Genomic DNA, 23379 nt, shown 5'->3' on the forward strand with positions numbered 1-23379 from the left:
AGGAATCACACTGCTCTGCATCATGCTGCTTCTGTTTTCAGCGATTGCTTCTTTTCCCGCTTCAGCGCAAGCGAAGGAGCGGGATGCCGGCATTCTCATCATCTATTCAACCTTGGACGGCAAAGAGTCGTCTCAAGTCAAAATGCTCGATTTGCTTGCGGGACACTTTACATCCCATGTAACAGTCAAAAGAGATTCAGATGTTGAAGCGTCGGATTTCAAAGGAAAAGATCATGTGATGTATTACGGCCAAACGAAAAGAAAGCTCAGCAAAAAATTGCTGTCTCTTATCAGCGGCGTAAAAAAACCGGTTGTCGCCATTGGCTATAACGCAGGACAAATCAGCCAATTTTCCGGGCTTTCATTAGCCCGCAAAGAAAATGTGTTTCAAGTTCACAGCAGGCCGGAAAAGGCCGATGTGTCTCTGGAAAGTGGGCTTAATGTGCTGAGCGTATCAGGCCTGAAAGGAACGGCGCTTTACACCTTCAAAGCCGATGACGGCAAAACACATTCTTTTATATGGAAAACAAAAAAAGGGAATGTGTACATTGGATTAACGAATTTGTTAAATGACAATAATTTGATCGTGGCGAAACAGCTCAGAGAAGCCTTCGGAGAGAAGGCGGGGACGACGTTATTGTATTTGCGGCTCGAGGATATCAGCCCGATGTCTGATGAAAAATTGCTGCTACAAGCCGGTACATATCTGCATAAGCGGCATATTCCTTTTATCCTGGCGGTCATTCCGGTTTACTTGAATCCGGAAACAGGCGACAAAGTGTATTTGTCTGATCAACCGAAGATGGTCAAGGTGCTGAAAAAGCTGCAAAGCATGGGTGGCAGTATCATTGTTCACGGCTATACTCACGCTTATCGCTACAGTGAAACAGGAGAGGGCTTTGAATTTTGGGATGCAAAGGCGGATCAGCCGATTACATCCGGAAATGCCGAAGACCCCCCGTCCATTTTGGAGAAGGCACAGGACTTCCCGAACGAACAAGCCTACCGCAGCTATCTCGAACCATTTCGGGAAAAGGAAGAAACGTATACAAAGCAAAAACTGACGCGGGCCATTGAGGATTTGACATCATCGGGTCTTTACCCGCTGGCGTTTGAAGCGCCGCATTACACGATGTCCGAATACGGCTATCAAATCGCTTCACAGTATTTTTCAAGCATTTTTGGCCAGATTCAGCTCAGCGACACAACGTGGAAAACCTCCGGTGCACCTCCGTTCGTGACCGCTCCCTCGATGCTGCATGGAATGACGCTTTATCCGGAGACGATCGGTTTTGTTGATACATCAAAGCAAAACCCGCTCGGCGATATGGAGGAGCACATCTCCCAGATGATTGATTTTGAAGGCGGAGTAGCCGGTGGATTTTATCACCCGTACCTTGGGATGAAATATCTGCCGGAGCTGGTTGATCAGATGGAACGCATTCCAGACAGTGAATGGCTTGATTTAAAGAAAACGCAACAAACCGTCAAAACAGACAAAGTGGAAATTCATACAAGCGGTGATGGAACGATTCAGGTGAAAAACGGCGTAAGCGCCATAGACGAGTTTTTCGATCATCATCGGCAAACCCCTCTGGAAAAGGCATTATGGATTCTCTCCGCTGTCGTGCTCTTATTTGTCATCATGTTTGTCAGTTATACGTTTTACTTGAGAGCCACATTGAAAAAACGAATTTTTAAGGAGAGAAGAAGCCTTGGGTAATACGCTGTTCTTTATCTCGCTAAGTTTAATATGGGTGATGCTTCTCTACCACATGTTCCTCATGCAGGGCGGATTCCGCCACTATATGACCTTCGAACGGAATATCCCGAAGTGGAGAGAAAACATGAAGGAGCTGCCAAAGGTCAGCGTCCTCATCCCGGCGCATAACGAAGAGGTTGTGATTCGGCAGACGCTGAAGGCGATGGTCAACCTTTATTATCCGAAGGACCGGCTGGAGATTATCGTCGTGAATGACAATTCATCAGACCGGACGGGTGATATCGTCAATGAATTTTCCGAGAAATACGATTTCATCAAAATGGTGATTACGAAGCCGCCGAACGCAGGTAAAGGAAAATCCTCTGCACTTAACTCGGGTTTTGCCGAATCGAATGGCGATGTGATCTGTGTATATGACGCCGACAATACGCCTGAGAAAATGGCCGTGTATTATCTCGTGCTCGGCCTGATGAATGACGAAAAGGCAGGCGCCGTGGTAGGGAAATTCCGCGTCATCAATGCGGCAAAGACGCTGCTGACGAGGTTTATCAATATTGAAACGATCTGTTTTCAGTGGATGGCTCAGGGAGGCAGATGGAAGTGGTTTAAAATCGCCACGATCCCAGGAACCAACTTCGCGATTCGCAGAAGCATTATCGAAAAGCTCGGAGGCTGGGATGACAAAGCGCTCGCTGAGGATACTGAGCTGACCATTCGGGTGTACAATCTCGGCTATCACATTCGCTTTTTCCCTGCGGCCATCACGTGGGAGCAGGAGCCGGAAACCTGGAAGGTATGGTGGCGCCAGCGCACCCGATGGGCGCGCGGTAATCAATATGTCGTGCTCAAATTTTTGGCGCAGTTTTTTAAGCTGAAACGAAAACGGATTATCTTTGATTTGTTTTATTTTTTCTTTACGTACTTCTTGTTTTTCTTTGGCGTGATCATGTCGAATACGATTTTTGTAGTGAATTTGTTTTATGATTTGCATTTATCGGTTGGATTTTTGGCAATGATTCTCTGGATTTTGGCATTTTTCTTATTTATGACAGAGGTCATGATTACGTTGAGCATTGAAAAAACAGAAATGAACAGGCAAAACTTTTTTATCGTGTTTCTCATGTACTTCACATACTCGCAGGCATGGATTGTGCTTGTTATCTACTCTTTATTCGTAGAAATCAAGCACCGTTTATTCAAGCAGGAGGTCAAATGGTACAAGACAGAACGATACAACCAACATAAAAGCGGGTGACCTTTTTGAAACAAATAATGATTTTTCTCACAAGCTTCATGCTGCTGGCGATGGCTGGACAACCGGCTCTTGCCAAGGATGTACAGGTCAGCGGTTCGCTTCTTGGGAAAAGCAGCCAAGAACAAGCCAAACAGCAGGTGCTGACAAGCGAGCTGATTACACTGTATGGATCAAAAGACAGCGCGGAGCTGACGTATCAGATCCCGGCAGGCGCCTCTTCAGGCAATCAGCAATTGGTCATTGAATACGAAGCATCAAATCTTTTAATCTCTCCTTCATCGTTAACGGCTGTCATTGATGATGAACCAGTCAAAACGTTAAAGCTTAATGGTGATTCCAAACGGAAAACAGTGAAGCTGAATCTGAATAAAAGCCAGTCAGCGCAAGGCTATCACAACGTATCGCTGAAATTTTACGGCGTAATGAAAGAGGGCGTGTGTGTCAGACAGGATACGTCTGGCAACTGGATCAAAATTTATCCGGACAGCCGGCTGACACTTGCTGACAGCGGTAAAGCGAAAGGAACGTCGCTGGACCATTATCCGTACCCATTCGCCCAATCTGGAAACACAACCGAAGAAACCGCCCTCGTCATTCCGGATGACCCAAGTTCGGCGGAAATTGAAGCTGCGGTTAAAACAGAAGGCTATCTGAAAACGGTGGACAGCAGTGTCAGGATTGCGTATGTCACAGAATCTGAGCTGAAAAAAATCGATAAGCCGACGATTGTTATCGGAGTGGACAAGCATTGGAACGGCAAAGTGAAAAAACTGATGAAACAAGCCGGCTTGCAGGCAAAAGGAGAAGAACTTCTGCTTGCTGAGCGGGTGCTGAAAGCAGAGGGCAATCAGCAGCCGGTTCTGTTTGCGCAAGCTGCATCCGAGGACGTACTCGCTAAAAAAATCAGCGTGATGACAGATCAGACATACACAGGCCAGCTCAGCGGCGATACACTTTCAATCAGCGAGCTTAAGCAGACAGAAAAAAAAGAAAGCGATAAGCTGACCCTCGAGAATTTTGGAGCGGGCGATATCACAATTGGAGCCGATAAAACATCTTCAGCACATTATTTTTATCCGGCTTCGGCGGTTTTAGATGAAAACCAATCAGCGAAGCTGTCGCTTAAACTGAAAAAGTCTGAAACGATTCAAGCTTCAACGGACGAAAGTGAATCGGCTTCTCAGGCTTCAGAGCTGAAAGTGATGATCAACGGCCAGCCGCACTCGGTCCGGCTTGATGACTTAGGAAAAGAAGATAAAAACGGATTCTATCATGTTACGGTAAAAGTGGACCCTAAGCTGCTGCAAAAAAACCGCTACATTGATATTCAGTTCGTCACAACCGGGTTAAAGGAAAACAACCCTTGCAACACGACTGATGAAGAAAAGTGGGTCTTTATTGATAAAAGCAGTACATTATCATACGCCATCAAAGGGATGTCCCCGTCAGCGGATTTTCAGGAGTGGCCGCTTCCTTACGCCGGAAATCAGGATCAAACAACGGTAATCGTGCTTCCTGACACCGTAAGCCAATCGAAGCTTGAGGAGCTTTCTCTCGTAACAGAATCCTTTGGCAGCGAAGCACAGCATTCATACACGGTAAAGAAATCATCTGACGTTACAGCAAACGATGCGAAAGGTCGAAACCTCATTTTTATAGGGGGGATCAATCAATTTTCTCTTCTGAAGGAGAAATCATCAGACCTGCTTGTGCCGCAGGCAAAAAACGGCTCGTTTGATGTATCTGGTTTCGAGATGCTGAATGAGACGACAAAACAAGTGGTATTTACCCAAGCATCGCCTTGGGATTCACACTATACAATGGCTGTATTTGCACCGGCAAAAGGAGAAGGCACGGCTGTCACGAAAGAGATCATCAATTATCTGAACAGCAACGATGATTCGGCAACCGTCCTTAATGAAACAAATAGCCAGCAGGTGTTTACAAACCACCAGCAGCTCAAATCGGAGACAATCAGCTCAGACGCAGAACAACCAACACAGGATCATAGCCAGAAATGGATGTATATTGGTGTGCTAGCACTTATTATGGTGATTGCGGCAGTGTTCATTTGGGTTGCCGTAAGACGAAGAAAAAGAAAGACAGATACAGAATAAAAACAGAGGCAATCTAGCCTCTGTTTTTTTTTATTTTTGGTATGTAAATTCCATTTGTGGAACCTATCATTTTATTTTTTCCGCCCGGCCAATAAGCCTCTTTACAACGTGTGGGAACGGGAGTATGATCTCTTTTAGAAAACAAATCGCTTAATCTGAAATCAGAGCGGGGGACCCATTAGAATGGCTTTTTGCCGTTGGGGTGAATCCTTTTTAGGTAGGGCTAACTCTCATATGCCCGAATCCGTCAGCTAACCTCGTAAGCGTTCGTGAGAGGAGATGAATGAAACCTGTGTTCGATGTTATGGCACAGGGGCATCCGTTTGCCTCTGTGTTTTTTGCCGTTCATTTTTAGGAATGTAAATCGCATACAGAGACATCATAGCAGAAAGGACTATTGCAAAATGTGAGAGCAAGACACTGATGTTTTATTGTTTTAATTGAAAAATGAGAAATTAAAAGGGGAAGACATCGATGTATCATTCAATCAAACGTTTTTTGATTGGGAAACCACTAAAATCTCAAGCAGCGGGAGAGCAAAAACTGACGAAATTAAAAGCCTTGGCAATGCTTTCCTCAGATGCGCTGTCATCTGTCGCTTATGGGACAGAGCAAATTCTAATCATTTTAGCAACAATCAGTGCTGCCGCATTTTGGTACTCCATTCCGATTGCGGTCGGCGTTCTCATATTACTGCTCGCACTGATTCTTTCATACAGGCAAATTATTTACGCTTATCCGCAGGGCGGCGGGGCCTATGTTGTTTCGAAAGAAAACCTCGGCGAAAAGCCGGGATTGATCGCGGGCGGTTCATTGCTTGTCGATTATATTTTAACGGTAGCGGTAAGTATTTCCGCAGGAACGGACGCCATCACGTCGGCCTTTCCTGCATTGCATGATTATCATGTGCCGATCGCTATTTTTCTCGTGTTAGTGATTATGATTTTGAACCTGCGCGGGCTTTCGGAATCGGCATCCATTCTTGCCTACCCGGTTTATCTGTTTGTGGTGGCGCTATTGGTTCTCATTGCCGTCGGGTTGTTCAAGCTCATGACAGGACAAATAGACCAGCCGGTTCATCATACACCGCTTGGCACACCTGTAGCCGGCATTACGCTGTTTTTGCTGCTTAAGGCTTTTTCCTCCGGATGCTCAGCGTTGACCGGAGTTGAGGCCATTTCTAACGCCATTCCCGCTTTCAAAAACCCGCCTGCACGAAACGCGGCAAGAACGCTTGCGATGATGGGGATTTTGCTGGCGATTCTGTTTTCCGGCATCACGGTGCTCGCATACGGATATGGAACGGCGCCGAAGCCCGATGAAACAGTGGTTTCACAAATTGCGTCCGAAACCTTCGGGCGGAATGTGTTCTACTATGTCATCCAAGGTGTCACATCGCTTATTTTGGTCCTTGCGGCAAATACGGGATTTTCAGCCTTCCCGCAGCTTGCCTTCAACCTGGCGAGAGACCAGTATATGCCGCGAATGTTTACAGTTCGGGGTGACCGCTTAGGCTTCTCAAATGGGATTATCTTTTTAGGCTTTGCCTCCATTATTCTCATTATCTTATTCGGAGGACAGACGGAGCACTTAATCCCGTTATATGCTGTGGGCGTATTTATTCCATTTACGCTTTCACAAACCGGCATGTGCATAAAATGGATCAAGCAAAAACCAAAAGGCTGGATCGGAAAAATGCTGATCAACTCCTGCGGCGCTCTGATTTCGTTTATGGTTCTATCTATCCTTTTTGTGACAAAGTTTAATGTCGTATGGCCTGTGTTAATCTTTATGCCTATCGTCGTTTTGCTGTTTTTTGCGATTAAAAATCACTACACAGCGGTTGGTGAACAGCTTCGCATCGTAGACAAAGAGCCGGAAGAAATCAAAGGCACCGTTGTGATTGTGCCTGTAGCAGGTGTTACCACCGTCGTGCAAAAATCGATTCACTATGCGAAATCACTGTCCGATCAGGTGATCGCCGTTCACGTGTCATTTGACAGAGAACAGGAAAAGAAAGTCGAAAAACGCTGGGAAGAGCTCAATAATGGAGTGCGTCTCGTTACCCTTCACTCCTCGTACAGAAGCCTTGTTCATCCGTTTGATAAATTTTTAGAAACAGTTGAGGCAAAAGCGAAGAAGGAGCAGTTTTCTGTCATGGTGCTATTTCCGCAATTTATAACGAAAAAACGCTGGCACACCATCCTTCACAATCAATCGGCCTTCCTCCTCAGAGTTCGGCTGTTTTGGAAAAAGGACATAATGGTTGCCACACTGCCGTATCATTTTAAAAAGTAAAGTCTAGGACCAAGGGAATCACCTTGGTCTTTTTTGCGGGAAAGAGAGGAATGGCGGTGTATACACAAGGTGCTTTTGTAATCGTACTGAACGAAAATCAGCAGATTCTATTGGTCAAACGAAAAGATGTTCCTTTATGGGATCTGCCGGGCGGCAGGATTGATTCCGGGGAATCGGCTGAGGCAGCGGCGGTACGTGAGGTATTGGAAGAGACGGGATACAATACAGCGCTTTCCGCGAAAATAGGTGTCTATCAAAGGCCAAAGTTTCTAGATGAACAGCATGTGTTTTTCGGAAGCATAACAGGCGGACAAGCAATAGCGGACGGCACAGAGACAGCACGATTAAAGTGGTTTTCTCCGCGGCGTTTGCCGCTTTTTATGGTGCCGAACCGAAAACGGCAAATCAAAGATTACGTGAATGGCGCCTTAGATGCAACCATCACCCTCAAGGACGTCGGCATGCTTGCGGCGATCGATCTGTTGAAAAGAAGACTTGGCAAGTGATTCAGGTCTCCGGGTTTTAAAGCCTTTCTCCTGTGGTATTGAAAAAAGGAAAAAGGAGGATACGTTATGGCACACAAAACTGCAGGACAAGCAATGACAGAGCTGCTTGAACAATGGGGAGTTGATCATGTTTACGGCATCCCCGGGGATAGTATAAATGAGTTTATTGAGGAATTAAGACACGAAAGAAATCAACTGAAGTTCGTTCAAACCCGCCATGAAGAGGTGGCGGCACTGGCAGCCGCGGCTGAAGCAAAACTCACCGGCAAGATCGGAGTCTGTCTGTCGATCGCAGGGCCGGGAGCGGTGCACTTATTAAATGGTTTATATGATGCAAAAGCGGACGGCGCCCCTGTGCTGGCCATTGCAGGACAGGTTTCATCAGGTGAAGTCGGACGGGATTATTTCCAGGAGATCAAGCTGGAGCAAATGTTTGAGGACGTGGCTGTGTTCAACAGAGAGGTACATAGCGCGGAAACACTGCCGGATCTCTTGAATCAGGCGATCCGCACCGCCTACAGCAAAAAAGGCGTTGCGGTATTGAGTGTGTCAGATGATCTGTTTGCGGAGAAAATCAAACGCGAGCCCGTGTATACTTCACCAGTGTATATTGAAGGGAACCTTGAACCGAAAAAAGAACAGCTCGTCACCTGCGCGCAATATATTAATAATGCTAAGAAGCCGATTATCTTGGCGGGGCAGGGAATGAAAAAGGCGAAACGGGAGCTCTTAGAATTTGCGGACAAAGCCGCGGCTCCGATCGTAGTCACACTACCGGCAAAAGGCGTCGTTCCCGATAAGCACCCGCATTTTCTCGGCAACCTCGGGCAAATTGGCACAAAGCCGGCTTACGAGGCAATGGAGGAATGTGATTTATTAATCATGCTCGGAACGTCATTCCCGTACCGCGATTATTTGCCAGATGATACACCGGCCATCCAGCTCGATTCAGACCCGGCAAAAATCGGAAAACGCTATCCGGTGACAGCGGGCCTTGTCTGCGATTCGGCTCTCGGCCTGCGCGAATTGACAGAGTATATTGAACGCAAGGAAGACAGAAGATTCCTGAATGCCTGCACAGAACATATGCAGCATTGGTGGAACGAAATTGAAAAAGATGAGACAGAGGCAACAACACCGCTTAAACCCCAGCAGGTCGTGGCACGTCTCCAGGAAGCGGCTGCTGAGGAAGCGGTGCTCTCTGTAGATGTCGGCACTGTGACAGTTTGGATGGCGCGTCATTTCAAAATGAACGCGAACCAGGATTTCATCGTTTCAAGCTGGCTTGCGACAATGGGATGCGGCCTGCCGGGAGCGATCGCAGCAAGCTTGTCAGAACCGGAACGCCAGGCGATCGCTGTTTGCGGTGACGGAGGATTTTCCATGGTCATGCAGGATCTTCCGACAGCCGTCAAATATAAGCTCCCGATCACTGTCGTCATTTTAAACAACGAAAATCTCGGCATGATCGAGTATGAGCAGCAGGTTAAAGGCAATATCGATTATGTCACACAGCTTCAAAATGTCGACTATGCCGCATTTGCAGAAAGCTGCGGAGCAAAAGGCATCAAAGTGACCAAAGCGGAAGAGCTTGCGCCGGCTTTCCATGAGGCGCTGCACTCTGACCAACCGGTCGTTGTGGATGTCATGATTGGGAACGAACCGCCGCTGCCTGGCAAAATCACCTACGGGCAGGCAAAAGGCTTCAGCAAGTACATGCTGAAAAACTTCTTCGAAAACCAAAAAATCGAAATGCCGTCACTGAAGAAAAGTTTGAAACGGTTATTCTAAAAAAGAGGCCCTTTTAGAGGCCTCTTTTTTTGTGTTGGAAACAAATGTATTTCAGGTTATCCTTGTATTATATTGGTATGAGGAGGATTACATGTTTGAGTTCATAAAATTATTGTTGTATGCATTAGGATCTGCAGGAATGATCTATGCGTCATATCACGATTTTCGCCATGCTCAGAACGGGCAAAAGGACAAATGCACCTTCTTTCAAAGCAAAAAGACCAGCGCATTTGTCCTTGTATGTTTCATTTGTTTATTCTTATCAAATCTTACAGAGCTCTTCTCAGTATAGGGTTATTTCTCTTTTTTCTTCAGCCCGAAAAAGAAAGGAAAAGCAGAACCGACCAAGAAGGTGCCGAATAAAAACATGCCGCCGATAAACACGTGAAAATTCGTGTGTCCGGCTGTAAACGCCGTGATTAAGGAAATGATACTGAGCACGATCATGGCAATGCCGGGCGCGACTCTCATTTTTCCCTTGGATTTATAGGCAGCGACAGAACATAAAATGCCGATAACAATAGGAACAATCCACAAATAAAACAGAATAAATACTGACATCATCAAAACTCCGATTTTTCTTCTATCATAACAAATTTCTGTCAAAAAGGGTATCAATGAGCTTTTGCCAAAAATAAAAAACCGGCTTTTGCAGCCGGTTTTGTTATCGAAACGTATCTACAATTAAAAACACATTCAAAGCGACGATCAATACTGCAATCAGCCAAGACACCACTGTGACCCATTTGGCGTTGATCAGAGATCCCATGATCCGTTTATTGCTTGTAAACAGAATCAGCGGAATGAGGGCAAAGGCGATCCCGAAAGACAGCACGACCTGGCTCAAGACGAGAGCGGTCGTCGGATTTACGCCAGACGCGATGATCAAGATCGGCGGAATGATCGTGATAAACCGCCGTACATACAGCGGGATGCGATAGTTGATAAATCCTTGCATAATCACGTCGCCTGAAAGTGTGCCGACAGACGAACTGGATAGCCCGGCAACGAGCAGCCCAATTCCGAATAAAGCCGCAGACATAGGGCTGACAAGATGTCCGAATTGCTGAAACGCGACATCAAGGTCCTCAACAAACAGGCCGTTTTTGAAAAATAATGCGGCAGCCACAATCAGCATACTTGCATTAATAGCTCCTGCAATTAGCATCGCTATTAAAATATCAATAAATTCAAATCTGAAGATTTTTTTCCGTTCTGCATCCGTTTTGCCGACCACCCGCCGCTGTGTAAGGGCAGAGTGCAAATAAATGGCGTGCGGCATAACAGTTGCGCCGAGAATACCCGCTGCAAGGAGCACACTGTCAGTGCCATGAAACGCCGGGACAAAGAGGCCCTTCATCACTGACGCGGCATCAGGCTTTGCGAAAAATGTCTGCAGTGCAAAGGCGATCACGACCACAAACAGCATACCGGCGATGCCGGCTTCAAGTGAGCGATAACCGCGGCGCTGAAGCTCCAAGATCGCGAAAGAACCGATCGCCGCTATAATAGACGCTTCAAGCATCGGAATGCCGAACAGCAAATACAGTCCCAGAGCCGCTCCGATAAATTCCGCCAAATCAGTTGCGATAATGACAAGCTCGCCCTGAATCCATAATCCAATCGAGACAGGCTTCGGGAATTCTTCACGGGCAACCTCAGGCAGATTTTTGCCTGTCGCAATACCGAGTTTGGCGGATAGGGATTGAATTAAAAGCGCCATGATATTGGAAAATAATATTACCCATAAGAGCATATATCCGTATTTAGAACCCGCCGAGATATTCGTTGCGAAGTTGCCGGGATCAATATAGGCGATGGCTGCTATAAATGCAGGGCCCAGAAAAGGGAGCAGCCCTCTGAATCCTCTGATTTTCCCGTCAAGCGCATCTTGGACGGCTTTGGAACGGGGAGATTGTGCTGTGATGTCCTTGTTCATCATGTCTCACCTGAATTCTGATTGTTTTTGCCGTACAACAAAGAGTTTCCTTGAGGCAAATTATTTTATCTACATCATATGACCATCCTGGTTTCTTGTCAACCGAAAATGTTCAAAATACATTCCTGAATTTTTCCCTGTTATGTAACATGATATGTAGGGATTCGGGATAAGGTCCCATATAAAAAGACATCGTTTCAGTTCGAAACGATGCCTCCTGTATCTAATGAGTTTAGGCTTCCTTCCGCAGCCCGCGGAATATCAGGCCCAGCAAGAACACGAAGATGGCTGCCCCGATGATGGCCGGGAAAATAGCAAAGCCGGCGAGGCTTGGTCCCCAAGTGCCAAGAAGTCCGTGTCCGATCCAAGCGCCGATCAGCCCGGCAATCATAGAGCCGAAAATTCCTCCCGGCAGCCGGTTTCCTACAATGGCGCTTCCAATTAATCCGATAACGATAGCAACAACTAATGAAACCAAAAAGCTAAGCATCATGATCACCTCTCATAAATGATTTACCAATCAATAACCGCTCCTGATTATTTCGAAACACCTAAAAGCACATCGCTTTATGATCCCGTTTTGATCGTTCTCTGCACACTGCCGTCAGCCAAATGGACAACGACCTCAGTGCCTTTATGCGCAGCGATTTCCTTTGCCCGTTCAATCGCTTCTCTCTTTGTATCCTTGATGTCAGACGCGCGTTTGGCTCCCTCGGCTTTGACTGCCCAGCCGTTTTTATGCTTGATGACATGCTCTGCTTTATGCATGAGTTCAGGGTCTCCGCCGCTGTTGGAACCATCATCGCGTTCTGTCTCGTCATCATGTTTAAGAAAATCATCAATTTCATCTGTAGATGCGTTTTCCGCCCATTCCTTCGCTTTGCTTGTCGCGATCGGGATCGCACGTCCGTCCTCATAGCCCTCATCAATCATCGCATTCGCAATATCAATTGCTTTTTTCTTGACCGGCTTCTCAAGGTTTTTTAATGAAGCGGGATAATCCTTCATTGACCATGGCATGTCCCATCACTCCTTTTTCTTTTATAAAAATGGTACCCGCAGGTGAAAAATAAAAACGCATCTGAACAAATGAAGGTATACTATATAGTAGAAAAAACGGAAGGGAAGTGCGGGTTGAGTGACAACAGAACGAAAAGAAGACTTACACCAGCAATTAAAAGAGATAGAAAAATGGGAAAAAGCTCAGCAAAAAGTCTGGTTTTGGGAAAAGCTCGGCCGTCTCCCGTTTCAGCTGCTGGACAAGCTGACACCTGAATTCATTCAGAAAAAGATCGGCAAGCTCTTGGATGAGATCGGCAGCTTTGTTCAAACAGGAGGACAGTACCTGACATCTGAAAAACAGATTATCAGGATGTTTCAAAAGAAACTGCCGGAGGAGATCTTTGAATCGCTGGAGGACGTCCGGAAAGCGCCTCTTCCTGTCATGGATGAAATTGCGGAAGGAATGGGCAAAAACAGAATCAACGCAGCAACCGTTCAAGGCGCGACAACCGGTGTGGGCGGCGTGTTTACACTGGCGGCAGACATTCCGGCAGTGCTTGGCTTATCACTAAAAACATTACAGGATATCGCAGTTGCATACGGCTATGACCCAAAGGAGAAAAAAGAACGCGTCTTCATTGTGAAATGTTTGCAGCTGACGTCGGCTGATGTTGTCGGCAAAAGATCGATTTTGCAAGAATTAAAACACTACGATCAAGACCGTACATATAAGAATGTCGCATCTCAAATCCAAGGCTGGCGAGAAGTCGTTTTAGGCTATCGGGACACGTTTGGCTGGAAAAAGCTATTCCAGCTGGTGCCGGTCGCCGGAATGGTTTTTGGCGCCGCTGCCAATCGCTCAACATTAAACGACATTACCGAGACAGGCATGATGCTGTACAAAAAGAGGCGCATTCTTGAACGGCTGAAAGAAACAGAACGAGAGATGGAATAGCAGAAAGCAGACGGACACCGCGATCCGCCTGCTTTTTTTATTGAAAACACACCCAATGTGTTTTGTTTGTTTAAAAGAATTGATAGCGGGAATACAACAACCAACACCAATTAAAGGAGGAATTCAAAATGGCAGACAATAACAAAATGAGCAGAGAAGAAGCAGGTAGAAAAGGCGGAGAAACAACAAGCAAGAACCATGACAAAGAATTCTATCAAGAGATTGGGAAAAAAGGCGGAGAAGCCACTAGCAATAACCATGACAAAGAATTCTATCAAGAAATCGGTGAAAAAGGCGGAGAAGCCACTAGCGAAAATCATGACAAAGAGTTCTATCAAGAAATCGGTGAAAAAGGCGGAGAAGCCACTAGCGAAAATCATGATAAAGAATTCTATCAAGAAATCGGCCGTAAAGGCGGAGAGGCTACAAGCAAAAATTATGATAAAGAATTCTACCAAGAAATCGGCTCAAAAGGCGGAAACGCCCGCAACAACGACTAATCAAAAGCATAAAGGCAGACAACCTGTAAATAAAAAGCGATCCGGCACATCAGCTGGATCGCTTTTTATTTCGGGAATTTTCTCAATTTATGCGACAATGCGATACAATAAGTGAAAAAGGGGTTTTCGCTAATGTCCGAAATGCAAAACTTGCTCGCTATTGCAAACGAAGTCAAAGAAAAACACGCCAATTTTTCAATTTCAGAGGTCAACGACCACTGCGTGCGCCTTGCGGTGTTTACAGGAGAATATGACTGGCACCATCACCCTGACTCAGACGAATTGTTTATTGTTCTTGAAGGTGAGCTGCTGATCGACTTTAAGGACAAAGAAACCGCGGTGCTCAAAGCAAATGACAGCCTGCTCATCCCGAAAGGCACGGTTCACCGCACACGCTCTTACGTCAGAACGGTGAATCTCTGTGTCGAGCATAAACAAGCCGAAACCGTCATCATAGAGGAGTAGCCATGCTGATCAAAAGGATTGTATGTGAAGTAGACACTGCAAATGCTGAAGCATTTTCAAAAGCGCAGTCAGAGTGGGAAGCACTATCACATGTAAATGGCTTCATCAAACAGGCCGGCGGCTGGCGAAAAATGATAGACGGGCCGCTCACCGCAGAAATCATCAGCGTATGGGAAAACAGAGAAGCCTATGATCATTTTATGGAGAACGAACACGACAGCATTTACGATGATAACGAACAGAAGGCTGTGATTCTTTCCCTAGAGGTGACGCTGTACGAAGAGGATAAATCGTTCGTTCACGATCTGTTACATCACCCTGATATCCGGTATGAACCAGACTGGACGGTTCTGAAGGCATAATCAAAGCCCAAAACATCATGTTTTGGGCTTGTGTCTTTACTCGCGTCCCGGAAGTGTATTATGAACAAAAGGCGGTGCTGGTTTTAACTCCGGTTTTTCTCCAAACGTTTTTGCTTCTTTCACATATTCAAAGGCTTCTCCATCAGGCGCTTTTTCATTCAGCCAGTTTTGCTTGGCGCTTTCTTCGCCTTCAGAGAAATTGATAAGCTGATGTGAGAACTCTTGTTTTTCGAGCGCTTTCGGGAATGTGCCCGGCACAACCGGACCTTCTTGTGCTTCTAATTCTTTAATGGCGGCGAGCCATTGATTTTGGTGCATCGTGTCACGCGCCAGCAGGAAGCTGAGCATATCTTTGACGCCTTTGTCATCCGTCATTTCAAACAGGCGCGCGACCTGCAGACGGCCCTGTGATTCCGCATTCAGGTTGGCGCGGAAGTCTGCCAGCAGGTTTCCGCTTGCTACGATATAACCGCCGCTCCAAGGTACGCCTGTACTGCTTTCCGGCATAGCGCCAAGTCCTGATACAATCGCATGGTGAGGGTTCATGCCGCCTAGGATGGAGCCGATGACCGGATCTTCAGCGGCTTTTTCCTGCTGATCAAGAGGGGCGTCCTCTAGAAGTCTGGCGATCATCGTTGCGATCATTTCAACATGCCCGAGCTCCTCGGTTGCCGTATCCATCAGCAAGTCCTTGTATTTTTCATTTCCTCTTGTGTTCCAGCCTTGAAATAAGTACTGCATGGCAACTGAAATTTCTCCGAATTGCCCGCCTAAAATTTCTTGCATTTTTTTAGCGAATAATGGATCTGGACGATCTGGTTTAGCAGGATGCTGCAGCATTTTTGTATGCTTAAACATGTACCCATCTCCTTTTTCGATTATCTCTTTTTATATTTCCGATCAATAGAAAGATAAACGAAAACCAGCGTATCGAGATGGGAACTATGAATCTTTTCGGAGCTCCAATAGTTCCTTGATCAGCTTCCGGCCAAAGATTGGCTCGTACTGCCGGTAAACAGGATCAAGACGCTTCATCCATTCTTTTTTCTCTTTATCTGACAGCTCATAAATATGTATAGCAGAATTCTTTTTGATTTCCTCCAGCTGCTCCTTGTTCATTTGTTCGGCATACGTTTCATTCCACTCCGTCGTCTCCTTCATCGCTTCAGTCAAAATGCGCCTTGTTTCTGGGGTTTGCGCCTTCCAGAAATGCTCATCAGTCATGACAGCGTAGCCGAGGTAACCATGGCTGCTTATTGTCAAATAGTCCTGAACATTATAAAATTTTTTAGAATAGATGTTTGAGATTGTATTTTCTTCACCATCAACTACATTGTTTTCTAGCAGCTGAAAGGTAGAATTGAAGGATTCCTGATGGGGTATTGCGCCAAGCAGCTTGAACTGATCTTCAATCACATCGCTTTGCATAATCCGGAGATCCTGCCCTTTTAAATCATCCGGGGTTCTGACCGGCCCTTGATTTGTCGTGATTTGTTTAAAGCCGTTTGTCCAATAGGCCAGTCCTTTTAATTGGTTTTTCTTTAGAGAATCAAACAGCTGTGTGCCGATGCTTCCGTTCAGCCCTTTTTTGGCGGCATCGTAATCTGTAAATGCATACGGCAGATCCAGCACTCCCCATTCAGGCGAGAGCATGCCGAGCTTCGATGTGGAGGGGGCGATAAATTGAACATCGCCGTTTTGCAATGCTTCGATTTCTTCAATGTCCGAGTACAGGCTTCCATTCGGAAATACTTCAATTTTTATTTTCCCGCCTGATTTTTCGTTCACCAAATCAGCGAATTTATTGGCGGCCAGCCCTTTTGGCGTATTTTCAGCAACCACGTGGCTGAATTTAAAGACGATTTGATCCTGCAAGCCTTCCTGGTCGTCATCATAAACAATCTCTTTATTGCCGGTATGATCATGGAATCCGATAAATAAAGCGGTTGCAATTCCAGCGATCATCAGCGCGAGACATGCAAGCAAACTCTTCATGAAAAGCCCTCCCCTATGTTAAGGATAATGGGGGCAATGACATTCGTAAAGACCTGAAAGGAGAAGCTGATGAACAAAAAGAAGCTCTCAATCCGTTGGAAAATCACGATCTTATCCTATATCCTCGTCATTTTCTCCTTTTTGATCGGCGGCATTGTGCTCATCGGCAACATTCAGCATACAGAGGAGCGGGAGCTGAAAAAGCGGCTGATGAATACGGCCCGGACGGTGTCAGAGATGACAGAAGTGAAAGAAGCTTTGACGCAAAAAAAACGAACAGAAGCGGTTCGCCATGCGGTTGAAGAAATCAGGATGATTAATGAAGCAGACTATATTGTCGTCATGGATATGAATCACATTCGATATACGCATCCTGTCAGCACTAGCATTGGCAAGAAATCAGAGGGAGCAGACGAGGAGGCGGCGTTTGCGGAGCACATTTATTTCTCTGAAGCAAAGGGTGAGATCGGCACGGCGGTTCGCGCTTTTTATCCGGTTAAGGATCACGACCTCAACCAAATTGGCGTGGTGCTTGTCGGAAAAACGCTGCCGGGGATTGCTGACATCCTGCTTCATTTAAAGCGTGATATCGCATTCATTGTTGTGCTGACACTCGGCTTCGGGCTTGCGGGTTCCTTTTTGCTTGCCCGTCATATCAAAAAACAAATGTTTCAGCTTGAGCCACATGAGATTGTCCGAATGTATGAAGAGCGGACGGCGACGTTTCACTCGATGAATGAAGGGGTGATCGCCATTGACAACCGTCTCATCATTACGATTTTCAATGAAAAAGCGAAACAGATCTTTGAAGTGCAGGGGGATCTGATCGGCAAGGTGATCTGGGAGGTTCTCAAGGATTCGCGCCTGCCCGAAATCGTGGAGCGAAACAAAGCGGTTTATAATGAAGAAATTCGTGTCAGCGGTAAGGTCATCATGAGCAGCAGAATTCCGATCGTCATGAAGAAAAAAGTGATCGGCGCCGTCGCGATTTTTCAGGACAGAACGGAAGCAGCCAAGATGGCAGAGGAATTGACTGGTGTCAGAAACTTTGTGGAGGCGCTCCGTGTCCAAAATCATGAGCATATGAATAAGCTGCACACGATCGCCGGTCTCATCCAGCTGGGGAAATCTGAAAAAGCCTTGCAGCTTGCATTCCAGGCATCAACTGAGCAGGAAAATGTGACTGAATTTTTGCACCGCTCGATTCAAAATGACGCTGCGGCCGGCCTTCTATTAAGTAAAATCAGAAGGGGAAGGGAGCTCGGCATTGCTGTTCATATAGATGAAAACAGCAGTCTTCAGCAATTTCCCGAGCATGTTGATCAGCATGATATCGTCGTGCTTTTGGGGAATCTGATTGAAAATGCCTTCGGTTCTTTTGAAACCGTTCAATCAGATGACAAACGAATTGACATTAGCATCGAACAAACGGATGATATCCTTGCTATTTTAATAGAAGATAACGGCTGCGGGATTGAACAGGCACATATGCCGCACCTTTATGACAAAGGTTTTACGGTCAATAAAACAGGCGGCACAGGCTATGGCCTGTATTTAGTGAAACAAATCATAGACAAAGGATCGGGTACGATAGAAGTTGATTCACATGCGGGGCAGGGGACATCTTTTTCTATCGTTTTTCCAATGAAGGGGGAGGAAGCACAGCATGGCTCGTAAAGAATGGAAGGTTCTGCTCATTGAAGACGATCCGATGGTTCAAGAGGTCAATAAGGATTTTATTACAACTGTTAAAGGCTTTACTATCTGTGCAACAGCAGGAAACGGAGAGGAAGGCATTAAGCTGATTAAAGAAGAACAGCCTGATCTCGTCATTCTCGATGTGTACATGCCGAAAAAAGACGGCATCAAGACTTTGCAGGAGATTAGAAAGCAAAAGCTTGAAGTGGATGTCATTGTCGTCTCCGCTGCAAAAGACAAGGAAACGATCTCTCTTATGCTGCAAAACGGGGCGGTTGACTATATCTTAAAGCCGTTTAAGCTTGAGCGAATGAGACAGGCGCTCGAAAAGTACAAGCAATATAAACAAAAAATCGAAGCGAATGATACGCTGTCCCAGGAACAGCTCGATGCGATCCTGAATATTCCGCAGCAGGCCGTACAGGATCTGCCGAAAGGGTTGAATCACTTCACGATGAATGAAGTCACTGCTTTTTTGAAACGGCAAACCGCATCCCTTTCTGCGGAAGAGGTCGCCAAGGCGCTCGGCATCGCCAGAGTGACAGCCAGACGATATCTTGATTACTTAGAAAAAACCGGGATCATCAAATTGGACGTTCAATATGGCGGAGTCGGCCGGCCGGTCAACCGCTACGTGTTAAAAGGATAAACCTGAGACCAAAAAGACCAAAATGTCCGTTATGATCATAAACTTCCCCAGACTATATGAAAACGCTATCATTCTAGTAAGAAAGACACAAAGGCGAATAGGACAGGGGGATGAAGGATATGAAACTGTTTAAAAATTTAACAGTTCAGGTCATAACCGCGGTCATCATCGGGGTCATTGTCGGGCTGGTCTGGCCGGATGTCGGCAAAGAAATGAAACCGCTTGGCGATACATTTATCAACGCTGTTAAAATGGTGATCGCACCAATCATTTTCTTCACAATCGTTCTCGGGATTGCAAAAATGGGCGATATGAAGAAGGTTGGAAAAGTAGGGGGAAAAGCGTTTATCTATTTCGAGGTTGTCACCACCCTCGCACTCATTATCGGTTTATTTGTCGTCAACATCATGAAGCCGGGTGCGGGTCTTGATTACAGCAAGCTTGAAAAGGGAGATGTATCACAATACACGCAAAATGGCGGTCAGGGAATCGACTGGATTGAATTTGTGACACACATTGTTCCGTCCAACATGGTTGATGCCTTCGCAAAAGGGGACATTTTGCAGGTCTTATTCTTTTCTATTCTTTTCGGAGTCGGTCTTGCGGCATTAGGTGAAAAAGGGAAAAGCGTCATTGATTTCTTCGACAAGGTTTCTCACGTCTTTTTCAAAATTATCGGCTACATTATGCGAGCCGCGCCAATCGGGGCATTCGGGGCGATGGCGTATACGATCGGGCACTTCGGGCTCGATTCCATCAAACCGCTGGCAAGCTTAATGATGTCTGTTTATATTACGATGTTCCTGTTCGTATTTGTTGCTTTAAATATCATCTGCAAGCTTTACGGATTCAGCCTGTGGAATTACCTGCGCTTCATTAAAGATGAGCTTCTGATCGTGCTTGGCACAAGCTCTTCCGAATCGGTGCTTCCGCGTATGATGGATAAAATGGAGCGCTACGGCTGTTCCAAATCCGTTGTCGGGCTTGTGATTCCGACGGGCTATTCGTTTAACCTCGACGGCACATCCATTTATTTATCAATGGCGACGGTCTTTTTGGCACAGGTGTTTGGAGTAGATCTCAGCATCGGCCAGCAAATTACGATTATCCTCGTTCTGATGCTGACATCGAAGGGAGCGGCAGGTGTGACGGGGAGCGGATTTATCGTCCTTGCATCAACGCTGTCAGCGCTTCAGGTCATTCCGCTGGAGGGTCTTGCACTCCTGCTTGGTGTAGACCGTTTCATGAGTGAAGGAAGAGCCATTGTGAACCTGATCGGAAATGGAATCGCTACGATCATTGTTGCAAAAAGCGAAAATGAATTTGATGAAGCAAAAAGCGTAGAGGCTGTTGAAGGCATGAAAAAAATGAAAACAGCAGTTTGAAAAAAGAACGGCCCATTCATGGGCCGTTTTTTTAATTGTTTAAGAATTATTAAGGTAAGGACAGAGACCTCAGCATTTTTTTGTTATATAATTTACAAATGGATACTATATTGAATGAAGGACGTTTGTCCTAACAGGAGTGTATAAATGGCCGCTTTAGTTAAATTTTTTCAGCACCCGGGAGTAAGGCGTTTTTCCATCTTTGTCGTGTTAACTGGTGTGTTATATCTATTTAAGAGCATGATCAACTTAATATTGCTTACCTTCATTTTCACGTTTTTAATGGATCGTTTGGAGCTTGTCGTGCGGCAGTTTGTAAGCCAGTTCTTCCGCGTAAGCCAGCGGGTTGTCATTACGTTTCTTTACATGCTGCTTGCTGTGCTGCTAACAGTCGGAGGTTTTGTATTTTATCCGGTCGTCGCCGCGCAGATCCAGCAGCTGGTCAAGCAGATTAAACATATTGCGTATCACCCTGACAGCATCCCTTTCTTTGATGAGATCACCAGTGTTTTCGGAGATATCAACATCAGTTCATATGTCAAAGAGGGCTTCAATGTAGTGTATACGTATCTGGCCGATATCAGCACATTCGGTTTGCAGGTCGTGATGGCGCTTATCCTCAGCATGTTTTTCTTATTTGAGAAAAAACGCCTTTCTGAATTCATGGCGAAATTTAAAACGAGCAAACTGAGGGTCTTTTATGAGGAAATTGCTTTTTTCGGAAGCAAATTTGCCAGAACGTTCGGCAAAGTGCTTGAGGCACAATTTATCATTGCGCTCGTCAATTGTATTCTGACGTTTATCGCGCTTTGGATTATGCACTTCCCGCAGCTGTTTGGGCTGTCTATTATGGTGTTCTTCCTTGGATTGATCCCTGTGGCAGGCGTCGTCATTTCCCTGATTCCGCTCAGCATTATCGCCTACAGCACTGGCGGCGGAATGTATGTGCTTTACATTGTGCTTGTCATATTCGCCATTCATGCGATCGAAACCTATTTCTTAAATCCAAAGCTGATGTCTGCGAAAACAGAGCTGCCAATCTTTTTCACCTTCACAGTACTCATTTTCTCTGAACATTTTTTCGGCATTTGGGGCTTAATTATCGGGATTCCGATCTTTGTATTTCTCCTTGATATTCTTGATGTCACCAACAAGGAGGATCGACCTAAAAGATCCAGAGAAAAAAGTAACAAAAAATAGTTTACAAAATTGGATCTTTTCTGTATAAATAAAATAGATCATATAATAGTAAGCCACACGCTTAATCCTATAACAAGGAGTGGGGGACCCAATCTTTTGGGGTTAATTTTTCATCTGAAAAACGGACATCTCTTCGTCCGAACCCGTCAGCTAACCTCATCAGCGTGAAGAGAGAGTCCTGTGGTTTGATTGTATAGCCAAAGCCCGCGGGAGTCTCTCGCGGGCTTTTTTCAAAAGAGGGAGGAATGCGGATGAAGCTGGCTACAAAGATTATCATTGCATTGGTGCTGGGTGCTGTGACGGGGATTATTCTTAACGTAACATCACCTGAATTATTTGAAAATTTAAATAAGTTTGTATTTGGTCCTCTAGGCACCATCTTTTTAAACCTCATTAAAATGCTTGTCGTTCCGATTGTCTTTTTCTCACTGACGCTGGGAGTAGCCGGGCTGGGCGATCCTAAGAAGCTTGGCAGAATCGGCGTGAAAGCCATTTCTTATTTTCTCATCACGACTGCAGTCGCGATTACGATTGCCATCATTTTAGCTCTTGTCATCAAACCGGGAGAGTTCGGAACGTATGATACTTCATCTGCCGAATTCACTGCTGAAAAAGCCCCAAGCATTGCAGACACTCTGTTAAACATTATTCCGACCAACCCTGTTCAAGCGATGACGGAAGGAAATATGCTGCAAATTATTGCTTTTGCCATTTTTGTCGGACTAGGGATTACAATGCTCGGAAAAAAAGCGGATATGCTTCTCAAAGTCGTTGAACAAGGAAATGAATTGATGATGTACTTGGTGAATCTTGTCATGAAGTTCGCTCCGTATGGTACATTCGGTCTGATTGCGACAGCTATCGGAAGCCAAGGATTCAGTGCAATGAAAGCGATGGGATTGTACATGGTTGTGGTAACCGTTGCATTGCTGATACATGCAGTCGTTACCTACGGATCTACAGTAGCGCTTTTAGCCAGAAGAAATCCGATCACGTTCTTTAAAGATTTCTCAGAGGTTATGGTTGTGGCGTTCAGTACTTCCAGCAGCAATGCGACACTCCCGGTATCTATGGATGTGGCTCAGAAAAAATTAAAAGTGCCTGAGCCGATCAGCAGCTTCGTCCAGCCGCTCGGTGCAACAATTAATATGGACGGAACAGCCATCATGCAAGGGGTAGCCACTGTCTTCATCGCGCAGGTGTTCGGGCATGATCTGACATTTACGCAGCTGCTGATGGTAATACTGACGGCTGTGCTGGCAAGTGTCGGAACCGCTGGTGTTCCGGGAGTCGGTTTGATTATGCTAGCCATGGTGCTTCAATCTGTCGGCCTGCCTGTCGAGGGAATCGGATTGATTCTTGGAATTGACCGCTTGCTTGATATGCTCCGTACAGTGGTGAACACAACAGGTGACGCGGCCTGCGCTGTCATCATTACAGAAACCGAAAAGAATAAGCAGACTGAGCAAGCGCCGACTCTATCGGTTTAACCAAACATTTGGAAGCAACAAATGCTATAATACAAACAGTGCCTAATTT

At 45.8% G+C, this 23379-nt stretch carries 21 protein-coding genes and 2 riboswitches; of the genes, 15 read left to right on the plus strand and 6 right to left on the minus strand.

Annotated elements, in window-relative coordinates:
• The first annotated feature begins 10 nt into the window (after positions 1-10).
• The 6 genes from JQX68_RS02415 (at position 11) to JQX68_RS02440 (ending at position 9690) form a co-directional block, all read left to right on the plus strand.
• Positions 11-1723: a DUF2334 domain-containing protein gene (locus JQX68_RS02415; RefSeq protein WP_147772976.1), complete on the plus strand. Its 1713-nt coding sequence runs from the start codon at positions 11-13 to the stop codon at positions 1721-1723.
• Positions 1716-2978: a glycosyltransferase family 2 protein gene (locus tag JQX68_RS02420; protein WP_069839898.1), complete on the plus strand. Its 1263-nt coding sequence runs from the start codon at positions 1716-1718 to the stop codon at positions 2976-2978. The genes JQX68_RS02415 and JQX68_RS02420 overlap by 8 nt, the downstream gene beginning before the upstream one ends.
• 5 nt (positions 2979-2983) lie before the next feature.
• The gene (locus tag JQX68_RS02425) at positions 2984-5095 is read left to right on the plus strand and encodes a cellulose biosynthesis cyclic di-GMP-binding regulatory protein BcsB (protein ID WP_147772917.1); all 2112 of its coding nucleotides are present in this window, start codon (positions 2984-2986) and stop codon (positions 5093-5095) included.
• Positions 5096-5232: 137 nt separating this feature from the next.
• A riboswitch (cyclic di-AMP (ydaO/yuaA leader) is annotated at positions 5233-5376 on the plus strand.
• 193 nt (positions 5377-5569) lie between these two features.
• A complete protein-coding gene (gene kimA, locus JQX68_RS02430) occupies positions 5570-7393 on the plus strand; it encodes a potassium transporter KimA (protein WP_014662824.1) in 1824 nt (607 codons plus the stop codon).
• A 56-nt stretch (positions 7394-7449) separates the two neighbouring features.
• On the plus strand, positions 7450-7899 hold the full coding sequence (locus tag JQX68_RS02435; protein ID WP_040084387.1) for an NUDIX hydrolase: 450 nt from the start codon (positions 7450-7452) through the stop codon (positions 7897-7899).
• Positions 7900-7965: 66 nt separating this feature from the next.
• Positions 7966-9690 carry a pyruvate oxidase gene (locus JQX68_RS02440; RefSeq protein WP_147772918.1) on the plus strand — a complete coding sequence of 575 codons (1725 nt, stop codon included), beginning with the start codon at positions 7966-7968 and terminating at the stop codon, positions 9688-9690.
• Between the two features lie 294 nt (positions 9691-9984).
• Here JQX68_RS02440 and JQX68_RS02445 read toward each other — a convergent pair whose 3' ends face one another.
• The 4 genes from JQX68_RS02445 to JQX68_RS02460 all read right to left on the minus strand — a co-directional run bounded on the left by JQX68_RS02445 (position 9985) and on the right by JQX68_RS02460 (position 12649).
• Entirely contained in the window at positions 9985-10251 is a 267-nt protein-coding gene (locus JQX68_RS02445) for a hypothetical protein (RefSeq protein WP_060397954.1), read from the minus strand.
• Positions 10252-10354: 103 nt separating this feature from the next.
• Entirely contained in the window at positions 10355-11632 is a 1278-nt protein-coding gene (locus JQX68_RS02450; protein ID WP_147772920.1) for an Nramp family divalent metal transporter, read from the minus strand.
• Positions 11633-11861: 229 nt separating this feature from the next.
• Positions 11862-12119 carry a GlsB/YeaQ/YmgE family stress response membrane protein gene (locus tag JQX68_RS02455; RefSeq protein ID WP_003246519.1) on the minus strand — a complete coding sequence of 86 codons (258 nt, stop codon included), beginning with the start codon at positions 12117-12119 and terminating at the stop codon, positions 11862-11864.
• Positions 12120-12196: 77 nt separating this feature from the next.
• Positions 12197-12649 (minus strand): DUF2188 domain-containing protein, encoded by a 453-nt coding sequence (locus JQX68_RS02460; protein ID WP_014662830.1) that lies wholly within the window; start codon positions 12647-12649, stop codon positions 12197-12199.
• Positions 12650-12767: 118 nt separating this feature from the next.
• Between JQX68_RS02460 and JQX68_RS02465 the strand changes: the two genes are divergently transcribed.
• The 4 genes from JQX68_RS02465 (at position 12768) to JQX68_RS02480 (ending at position 14913) form a co-directional block, all read left to right on the plus strand.
• Positions 12768-13586: an EcsC family protein gene (locus JQX68_RS02465; RefSeq protein ID WP_014662831.1), complete on the plus strand. Its 819-nt coding sequence runs from the start codon at positions 12768-12770 to the stop codon at positions 13584-13586.
• Between the two features lie 128 nt (positions 13587-13714).
• Complete coding sequence (gsiB, locus tag JQX68_RS02470) at positions 13715-14086, plus strand: glucose starvation-inducible protein GsiB (RefSeq protein ID WP_147772921.1); 372 nt, start codon at positions 13715-13717, stop codon at positions 14084-14086.
• 132 nt (positions 14087-14218) lie between these two features.
• On the plus strand, positions 14219-14551 hold the full coding sequence (locus tag JQX68_RS02475) for a cupin domain-containing protein (RefSeq protein WP_014662833.1): 333 nt from the start codon (positions 14219-14221) through the stop codon (positions 14549-14551).
• 2 nt (positions 14552-14553) lie between these two features.
• Entirely contained in the window at positions 14554-14913 is a 360-nt protein-coding gene (locus JQX68_RS02480) for a YdbC family protein (RefSeq protein ID WP_147772922.1), read from the plus strand.
• 36 nt (positions 14914-14949) lie between these two features.
• On the opposite strand, the gene JQX68_RS02485 is transcribed toward JQX68_RS02480, so the two are convergent.
• Together JQX68_RS02485 and dctB are read right to left on the minus strand one after the other, a co-directional pair.
• Positions 14950-15771, minus strand: a complete 822-nt coding sequence (locus tag JQX68_RS02485; RefSeq protein WP_015382816.1) for a manganese catalase — start codon at positions 15769-15771, stop codon at positions 14950-14952.
• Between the two features lie 84 nt (positions 15772-15855).
• On the minus strand, positions 15856-16908 hold the full coding sequence (gene dctB / locus JQX68_RS02490) for a C4-dicarboxylate TRAP transporter substrate-binding protein DctB (RefSeq protein ID WP_148343887.1): 1053 nt from the start codon (positions 16906-16908) through the stop codon (positions 15856-15858).
• A gap of 69 nt (positions 16909-16977) precedes the next feature.
• Here dctB and dctS point away from each other — a divergent pair, with 69 nt between their 5' ends.
• From dctS to JQX68_RS02515, 5 genes are all read left to right on the plus strand, one after another.
• Positions 16978-18585, plus strand: coding sequence for a two-component system sensor histidine kinase DctS (gene dctS / locus JQX68_RS02495; RefSeq protein WP_014662837.1), 1608 nt, complete (start codon positions 16978-16980; stop codon positions 18583-18585).
• Positions 18575-19255, plus strand: coding sequence for a two-component system response regulator DctR (gene dctR, locus JQX68_RS02500; RefSeq protein WP_205440513.1), 681 nt, complete (start codon positions 18575-18577; stop codon positions 19253-19255). Before dctS ends, dctR begins: the two co-directional genes overlap by 11 nt.
• A gap of 119 nt (positions 19256-19374) precedes the next feature.
• Entirely contained in the window at positions 19375-20640 is a 1266-nt protein-coding gene (gene dctP / locus JQX68_RS02505; RefSeq protein WP_014475862.1) for a C4-dicarboxylate transporter DctP, read from the plus strand.
• A 147-nt stretch (positions 20641-20787) separates the two neighbouring features.
• A complete protein-coding gene (locus tag JQX68_RS02510; protein ID WP_014662839.1) occupies positions 20788-21840 on the plus strand; it encodes an AI-2E family transporter in 1053 nt (350 codons plus the stop codon).
• Positions 21841-21888: 48 nt separating this feature from the next.
• Positions 21889-22019, plus strand: a riboswitch (cyclic di-AMP (ydaO/yuaA leader).
• Positions 22020-22091: 72 nt separating this feature from the next.
• On the plus strand, positions 22092-23330 hold the full coding sequence (locus JQX68_RS02515) for a dicarboxylate/amino acid:cation symporter (RefSeq protein WP_041521244.1): 1239 nt from the start codon (positions 22092-22094) through the stop codon (positions 23328-23330).
• Positions 23331-23379 lie beyond the last annotated feature (49 nt).

This window comes from Bacillus sp. LJBS06, assembly GCF_016924995.1.
Classification (GTDB): Bacteria; Bacillota; Bacilli; order Bacillales; family Bacillaceae; genus Bacillus; species Bacillus stercoris.

Coding starts and splice junctions, on each gene's coding strand:
- JQX68_RS02450 (WP_147772920.1), bottom strand. CDS start 11,632: ATGATGAACAAGGACATCACAGCACAATCTCCCCGTTCCAAAGCCGTC.
- JQX68_RS02440 (WP_147772918.1), top strand. CDS start 7,966: ATGGCACACAAAACTGCAGGACAAGCAATGACAGAGCTGCTTGAACAA.
- dctS (WP_014662837.1), top strand. CDS start 16,978: ATGAACAAAAAGAAGCTCTCAATCCGTTGGAAAATCACGATCTTATCC.
- dctB (WP_148343887.1), bottom strand. CDS start 16,908: ATGAAGAGTTTGCTTGCATGTCTCGCGCTGATGATCGCTGGAATTGCA.
- dctR (WP_205440513.1), top strand. CDS start 18,575: ATGGCTCGTAAAGAATGGAAGGTTCTGCTCATTGAAGACGATCCGATG.
- JQX68_RS02510 (WP_014662839.1), top strand. CDS start 20,788: ATGGCCGCTTTAGTTAAATTTTTTCAGCACCCGGGAGTAAGGCGTTTT.
- dctP (WP_014475862.1), top strand. CDS start 19,375: ATGAAACTGTTTAAAAATTTAACAGTTCAGGTCATAACCGCGGTCATC.
- JQX68_RS02460 (WP_014662830.1), bottom strand. CDS start 12,649: ATGCCATGGTCAATGAAGGATTATCCCGCTTCATTAAAAAACCTTGAG.
- JQX68_RS02455 (WP_003246519.1), bottom strand. CDS start 12,119: ATGCTTAGCTTTTTGGTTTCATTAGTTGTTGCTATCGTTATCGGATTA.
- JQX68_RS02485 (WP_015382816.1), bottom strand. CDS start 15,771: ATGTTTAAGCATACAAAAATGCTGCAGCATCCTGCTAAACCAGATCGT.
- JQX68_RS02475 (WP_014662833.1), top strand. CDS start 14,219: ATGTCCGAAATGCAAAACTTGCTCGCTATTGCAAACGAAGTCAAAGAA.
- gsiB (WP_147772921.1), top strand. CDS start 13,715: ATGGCAGACAATAACAAAATGAGCAGAGAAGAAGCAGGTAGAAAAGGC.
- kimA (WP_014662824.1), top strand. CDS start 5,570: ATGTATCATTCAATCAAACGTTTTTTGATTGGGAAACCACTAAAATCT.
- JQX68_RS02445 (WP_060397954.1), bottom strand. CDS start 10,251: ATGTCAGTATTTATTCTGTTTTATTTGTGGATTGTTCCTATTGTTATC.
- JQX68_RS02480 (WP_147772922.1), top strand. CDS start 14,554: ATGCTGATCAAAAGGATTGTATGTGAAGTAGACACTGCAAATGCTGAA.
- JQX68_RS02515 (WP_041521244.1), top strand. CDS start 22,092: ATGAAGCTGGCTACAAAGATTATCATTGCATTGGTGCTGGGTGCTGTG.